The organism is Janthinobacterium sp. ROICE36, from assembly GCF_002869965.1.
GTDB lineage: Bacteria > Pseudomonadota > Gammaproteobacteria > Burkholderiales > Burkholderiaceae_D > Janthinobacterium.
Genome location: NZ_PEBS01000060.1, coordinates 26,716 through 33,876, shown reverse-complemented (window position 1 = coordinate 33,876; position 7,161 = coordinate 26,716). Strand labels below are relative to the sequence as shown.

Below are 7,161 nucleotides of genomic sequence, written 5' to 3'. Positions count from 1 at the left end.
AGGAAGAGTATGAAGCTTTTTCAGCATTTCGTCAACCTTCTTTTTTACCCGCCTCATTCAGCATTTGCATGCATCGTTCAGCGAGGGGGCGAATTATAGCCCTGCCACGCACGCCCTGCAAGGGCTATTTTTGCGCCATTTTCGGCCACTATGGCAAGACAAACGATTTCACCAAAGTCAGCTCGCCAGCGGCCCGCATCGGCACCTGGAAGCTCTGCAGCTTTTCACGCGGCGTGCCTTCGTTGGTGATGATCGACAGGCGTGCGACGGTCAGCATGGAGGTGTTCTCGCCGCTGCCGTAGTAATTGACATAGGCGTGATAGTTGCCCTTCAGGGGCGCGGCGCTGGAAAAGATTTCCGGGCCATAGCCGGTAGTCACGTCCACATCCAGCGCGCCGCCATCTTTCAAGACGCGATTGCCATACCAGGCGTGGCCACCGTCCGGCGTGACCACATGCAGATCGAGGTCGGTGCCGGCGCTGTCCCACGACAGCACGATACGCAAGCGCGCCTGCGTCTTGCCCTGGTAACTGTCGACAAACTGGGTGCGCGCGCGGCTCCGGCCATCCGGCGAACGCACTTCCACGCTGTTCGAGCCGCTGCCGAATCCATAGGGGCGGCCGTAGCTGCCGTCCTCGCCCACCTCCATCGGCATCGCCACGCCGTTGACCACCAGCGTGGCGGGCTTGCCCTTGATAGCGCCGGCAATACGCCCCCTTATCTGCGCCGTCTCGGCCTGGCCCGGCTGCAGGTTGACCGACGCGGCGGGGTAATTGACCGCTTGCGTATAGTCCTCGCGGGCGCCAGCCGAATTGCGCCAGCCGCCCTTCGGTGCATCGATGGTGACCTGGGCCTGCGCCCAGAGTGGCAATACCATTAGTGGAATCGCGCAACGGATATAAAAACTCACAGGGCCTCCAGGTTAAGGTCGACGAGCCGACGGGCCATCCGCTCGACATATTCTTCGTCCTGGCCGCGCGGATGACGGCGCAGGCCAAGGTGTAAATACTCATGGGCCAAGGTGATGCGGTCTTCGCGCGTGGCCAGCGGCCGCATGAAGATGCGGTTGCGCGACTGTTCCGAATACGGCGCGCCGCTGGACAGGGCGCAGACCAGCGGCGCTTGTGCCGGCGCTTCGTAACCGGCCTCGCGCAGCAGCACGCGCTGCCAGCGCGGCACGGACCGCGCCAGCCAATCCTCGTTCTGCGCCAGGCGCCGACAACGCGCGCCAGTGTTGCCAACGGTGCTCAGCGCGCCGCCCGGGTAGGCTGCCGCCAGCAATTCATCATAGTACTTGCCCTGTTTGGCCTGCCGCACCGTCTCGCTCCACGCCATCGTGCCCTCGGACGGCAAGTTGCTGTGGTAACGGACGGTGACGCCATCGACGATCAACTGGTCAGTCCAGCGCGCAATCGCCAGCGCCGCCGGCGTGGCAGGACTGGGACTGACGCGCTGGGTCGCGCTGCTATCGACGATCTGCTGGCAGCCTGCCACGCTCACTGCGTTTTGCTGCAAATAGGTGCGCGCGGCAATCGCCAGCGCCTTGGCCGCTTCCGGCTCGCCAGCACTCGCTTCGCGGTCGAGCACCCGCGCCACATATTCATTGACGCCGAAGCGTCCGCGCAATTGCGGACGGCCGCCCGTCTCTTGTACCAGCATCAACTCGCCGCTGCTGCGCAAGGCGAGGTTCTGGCCATTCTCGAACTGCACATGGTAGCGGCCATTGAGCGGCCCGGGTACGGCCACGCCACGCTCGCCGCGCACGGCGCGAATGGGATAGCGTTTGAAGTAATCGACCACCACGCAGCCGCCATCGTCGACCGCGCCCACTGGCGGCAGACTGGCGGCAAGTTTGGGCGCCCACTGCTCGAACACATTGCTGCTGCCACCCGCGCCGCCAAACCAGATCGGCGTGCCATCGGCCAGCCAGCCGGCCGCGCCGCCTATCCGCCCACCCGCCTGGTGCCAGGAATACGTCTTCACGCGCAACTGGCTGCCGAACCAGCGCGCCGTACCGGCACCGCGCCCAGCGCGTCCATCTAGCACCACGCGCAGCAGCGCCGCTTCGGCTTCCTGGCGGCTGGCGGCCGGGATGCTGTCCAGCGCGCGCAGCAGGCTGTCCAGGCGCACCGTGCGCGCCGGCGCCAGTTGTTCCGGGTTGGCCAGCCAGGCAAAATCGCCCGAGAGTGCGGTACCCAGGCGGCCAGTCCAGTACTGGCGCCACGGCGCCGGCGCGATCATCAGACGCCTGGGCGAGAAAAACAGGCCGCAGGACTGCGCCAGTGCCGCGTCGTGGCCGATGCTCTGGCCCGCATCGCAGCAATACACTTCTTCACGATCACGGCCGCCGCAGCGATAGTCCGGCATCGCCAGCTTGTTATCGGTCGCATACACATACACGAACAGCTTCCACAGACTGGCCAGCGGCACTTGCCGCGTGCCGTCAAACGGCGGCGGGGCCACGCCGCCCTGGCGCAGCTGGCGCACTTCCGTCTTGCCATCGCGCCACCAGGCCACATCCAGCGATTTTGACGATGACTGCGCCCAAGCAGGCGCGGTCAGCAACAGGGTCGCCATCAAGGCAGGAAGTGCTACGCGCATCACTCGACCTTCAGCGCGCGTGTGGTCTTGCCGCCGCCCTCGAAGGCTTTCTGCTCCGGCTGGTACATACGGTAAAAGCGCGTCGGCGGCAGCACATAACTGCCCTTCTGCGCAAAGCGCAGCAAATGGCGCACAGTCACGTCGCCGGCCAAAGGCTCGATTGGCACGGCATAACCGTCGCGGCGCTCCGTGTGGCGCGCGCGTTCCAGCGCGGCCGGTTTGTCGCCCGCCATGACCATGCCCCAGGTGGTCGATTCGACCATGGCGCCGGGTGGCAGCGCCACTTCCAGCAAGCCAAAGCGGTGCTTCGCGCCGGGCGCTGCTTTCAAGGTAATTTCATCGAGGTACAGCGCGTCCGTGCTGAACGCCTCGCCCGGCTTGACCAGTTCCGTCGTGTAGCCGCCCTTCCCTTGCTTCATGCGCAGAATGCGCCGTTCGACGGTGACCGGCAAGGTTTGCGTTTCGGCGGCATGGCTGTCGTACTGCAGCACGGCCACCGTGCCGGCCGGTGCCGGAGTCGATGCGGCGAGACGCAATTTGTCCGGCATGCTCCTGGCATCGGTCCAGCGCCACAGCGGCTGGCCGCTGCGGCTGTCGCGTTTTTGCCAGGCGCCGTCCAGCGCCACGGCCGGTCCCTTGCCGAAAGAGGCGCCGCCCAGTTTCTTTTGCACCCACAGCAAGGTCATCGCGCGGTCCAGGGTCGGCATTTCGGCGCGCACGCCGGCCAGCACCGCGTCGGCCTGCGATGGCGGCACTTCGCCGGCCAGTATCAGCAAGGCCTGCGCCACCGGCGCTTTGGACTCGCGCAAGACTTGCCAGGCGCTGGCCACTTGCAACTGCAGCCCATGCGGCAAAGCGATGCCATTCTGGCTGGCGACCAGCGCCACCAGGCCCAAAGCCATCGCTTGCGCTTCGCGATCAGGAGCTGCGCCCAGCAGCAGGCTGCCGCTGTCGCCCGCCAGGCGCGGCTTGCCGCCCAATACGGCGAGCGCGCTGTCATCCACCAGGCCGGCGGCCAGCGTCTGCGTGGGCAAGCCCATCTCGCGCGCCATCCACAACACCAGCGCGCGGTCGCCCATCGCATCTTTCAAGCCATGTTCGCTGTAGACGGCCAGCAGCTTGTTCCAGTGTTCGGGCGGCAGTTCGATGTGCAGCGCGCGCGCCGCGTACCAGTCGGCGTAATAGGCGTAGGCCGTCATCAGAGCATTGCCGGCCGTGGCATTGCCCCACCAGCCGAAGACGGCGTTCGGTCCGGCCATGGACACCAGGCGCAGGCGCTGCGCCGTGAGCAGCGTTTGCAGGCCTTCACTTGTCGCGCCGGCGTCCGGGCCCAGGCTTTGCGTGGCCAGCGCGAGCGGAATCAAGCGGCTCGCCGTCTGCTCCACGCAGCCATACGGATAGTCGATCAGGTCGTCGGCAATGCGCGCGAAGTGGCTGGCAGCGCCCTGCGCGAACGAGACGCGGATATTGCGCGCGTCCGCCGGCAGCTTGAGCGCGAGTTCACCGGTGGCACCATCGAGCGGCAGCACCAGCGAGCGCGGACTGCTCCAGGCGGCGGGCAAGGTTTGCATGGCCGTGTCGAGCGCATCGACCAGTTTTCCGTTCTGTTTTACTTCCAGGCGCAGAGGTCCGGCCCCTGGGGCGAGCGGGAATTCGACATAGTTCACGCCCGGCTTGGCGGACAGTTTTTCCGTCTTTGGCTGCGCGCCGCCGGAGAGAATGATGTCGAGCGCCTGTTCCTTGCCCGTCTGGTTGAACACGGCCACCGAGGCACGCGGTGCATCGCCGGCACGCATCCAGTCCGGCGAGGTCCACTTGGCATAGAAGTTCTTGTCCGACCGCAGATAGGCGGTGCGCTGGCCCACGCGACCTTGGCTATCCATCGCGCGGCCGGTGATCCTCCAGCGGGTCAGTGCATCGGGCATGCTGAAACTCACGCGTGCGTTGCCATCCGCGTCGGTCTTCAGCGATGGCGCCCAGTAGGCGGTATCGATATTGTCGCGGCGCGGACGTTCGAGCACCTTGACGCCACGCTCGTTGTAGTTGTGGCGCGCCGGCGCACCGGCAGTGCGCCCCTGCGCCATGTCGTAGCTGATGAAGGACAGGCTGGCCGTGGTGCGCACGTTGTTGCGACGCGGATGGTAGAAGAAATCGCCGATGTCCGGCGCGATTTCCGGCTGCAGCACATAGATCATTTCATCGACCACGCCCAGCGCCACCAAGGTACTCAATGGCTTGCCGTCCAGGGTGGCCTTGACGTCCAGCGTCACCTTCTCGCCGGGCTGGTAGACCTCCTTGTCGCTCTTGAACTGCAGCGCGATGCGCGGCTCGATCACTTGCAGGCCGGCGTTCTCGAACACGAAGTCGCCATTGCGCGTGTAGGCCACCGAGAACGTCATGTTCGGCCCATGTTCCTCCCTGACGGGAATGCGCACGCGCCACTGTCGCGGCGCCACGCGCTTCGCCTGGTACCAATCAGCAGCGCCGGCCATCAAGCCATAGTGCTCCACCTTGTCGCGCTCGAGCGTCAACAGCGCCTGGTCGACCTTGTCGGAAAAGGTAATCAGTGCCTCGGCGGTGTCGCCCGGACGATAGCGGGCACGGTCCAGCACGATCTCGATGCTGCCCGGCGTCGTCTGCACGCCATCGCCGGCGACCCAGTGGCTGGCGGCGGCCAGCAGGTTGCCGCGTTCGTCGCGCAGCGCCAGCTGATACGAGCCGGAGGCCGGGAACGTCACGTCCCAGCCCTTGGCAGCCGGATCGAAAGCGCCCTCGGTCTTGCTCTGTTTTTCCAGCTGTACCATCTCCCAGCGCACCGGTCGCACCGGGCGCTCCGCGCCCTGAGCATCGGCCAGCAAGTCGAAATGTACGGCCTGGCCCGGATCGGAAAACTGGCGCGTGGCCTTCAACTGGTAGCTGCTGCTGGAGCGTTCTATCATCAGCTCGCGCGTCGCCTTGACGCGGTAGGCCGCGCCATCGGTCGCCAGCACGGTCAAGATGTAACGCGAGGGATCGGCGGCGGGCGGCAAGGTGAAGTCCACATTGCCGCTGCCGTCGCTCGTCACTTCCTCGGTCTTCAAGGCCACGGGGAACAGGCCGCCGTAACGCAATTCGCCTTCGACCATGGTGTTTTGCTGGCTGCGCAACGACAAGGTCATTTTCGCGTTTTTCACCGGCTTGCCATCCGGGTAGCGCAGCGCGATGCTGCCCTTGACGGGCTCGCCCGTCTTGAATTCCGGTTTCGCTGTCTGAACGTTGATGTCAAAGTGCGGCTTGACGTATTCGGCCACGCGGAAGGCCGCGCCATACACGCCATCCTTGTAGTTGAAGCGCAGTTCATAGCCGCCCGCCGTCGCTTCTGCAGGCAAACGGAAGCGCGTTTCGGCGCCCGTGTCACTTGCTAGCTGCAGCGTTTGCGTCAGCAGCGGCGTGCCGTTCGGATTGAGCACGCTCAGCACTATCGGTGCTGCGGCGGCGGCTTGCGATGCGCGCGCCGAAGTAAATTCGCGTCCCAGGAACTTGACGTTGACCTCGTCGCCGGGCCGGTACAAGGGACGGTCGGTCACCGCATAAATCTTGGTGTTGTAGATCTCGCTGTCATAGTAAAAATTCTCGGACACGAACACGCCGCCGGCGCGGTCCTGGCCCAGCACATACGTGTGTTCGGGGCTGCCGCGCTCGAGCGACGCGACGCCGTCAGCGCCGGTCACAGCCGATTGCAGCACGCCGGTGCCGTCGGTCCACGCCACGCTGGCGCCGGCCACGGCGGCGCTGGTATCGCGCCGCGCTGTCCACACCAGCATCTGGCCGGACGATACCTTGGTGACGGCCACCGTGTCCGACACGAACACCAGGGTGGTGGCGCGGTGCTCGCCGATGATCGCCTCGACCAGGTACAAGCCCGGCTTGCGCTTGCCCAGCGGGATCATCACATTGCCGGCGCCAGCGACGATGAAGTCACTGCTGGAGCCATCGAGCTTGACGCCTTTCGGCGGGGCGATGGCTTTGGCTTGCCAGATCGGATAGCGGAAGCTGTCGACCAGCTCCATGCCCTTGATCGGCTTGTACTGCGGATGGTTGGCAAACACGGTCGGCCGGCGGATCGCGTCCTTCGTGGCCAGCTGCGGCTGTTCCTTGGTGACCGCGCGGCGCGCCTCGCCGGAAAACAGCTTGCGCCAGGCCAGGCGCGACTGCTTCCACCAGCTATCCCACAGAAAGCTCAAGGTATTGGCCAGGCCTTCGCCCTGGTAATTGCCCTCGACCTGGATGCGGTGCAGATTGCGCTGCTTTTTCAAAAATTCCATCGGCTCGGGCACGCGGTAGATGACGATGTCGGCGCCCGAATACGCTTCCAGGTTCATGCGTCCCATGTCGCGGCCGGGCACCTCGAGCCGCACGCGCGACTCGTCGGTGCTGCCGTAACTGGCGTCCGACAGCAGGAAAAAGGGCTCGCCCTTGAAGGTGCTGTAATTGCTCGGTTCACGTTCCTGCGCCGAAGCACCACCAATGAGCACCAACGCCAACAAGCTGGCAAATAGCAGTTTCATGAGAAAAATCGGC

3 protein-coding genes are annotated in these 7,161 nt (G+C 65.2%); all 3 read right to left on the bottom strand.

Going from position 1 to position 7,161, the window contains the following annotated elements:
- Positions 1-148: 148 nt before the first annotated feature.
- From CSZ94_RS21000 to CSZ94_RS20990, 3 genes are read right to left on the bottom strand one after another with little or no spacing between them, the layout of a single operon-like run.
- Entirely contained in the window at positions 149-877 is a 729-nt protein-coding gene (locus CSZ94_RS21000) for a YfaP family protein (RefSeq protein ID WP_102123306.1), read from the bottom strand.
- 29 nt (positions 878-906) lie between these two features.
- Positions 907-2,601, bottom strand: coding sequence for a DUF2300 domain-containing protein (locus CSZ94_RS20995; protein WP_102123305.1), 1,695 nt, complete (start codon positions 2,599-2,601; stop codon positions 907-909).
- On the bottom strand, positions 2,601-7,148 hold the full coding sequence (locus tag CSZ94_RS20990; RefSeq protein ID WP_258001123.1) for an alpha-2-macroglobulin family protein: 4,548 nt from the start codon (positions 7,146-7,148) through the stop codon (positions 2,601-2,603). The genes CSZ94_RS20995 and CSZ94_RS20990 overlap by 1 nt, the downstream gene beginning before the upstream one ends.
- Positions 7,149-7,161: the final 13 nt, after the last annotated feature.

Coding starts and splice junctions, on each gene's coding strand:
- CSZ94_RS21000 (WP_102123306.1), bottom strand. CDS start 877: ATGGTATTGCCACTCTGGGCGCAGGCCCAGGTCACCATCGATGCACCG.
- CSZ94_RS20995 (WP_102123305.1), bottom strand. CDS start 2,601: ATGCGCGTAGCACTTCCTGCCTTGATGGCGACCCTGTTGCTGACCGCG.
- CSZ94_RS20990 (WP_258001123.1), bottom strand. CDS start 7,148: ATGAAACTGCTATTTGCCAGCTTGTTGGCGTTGGTGCTCATTGGTGGT.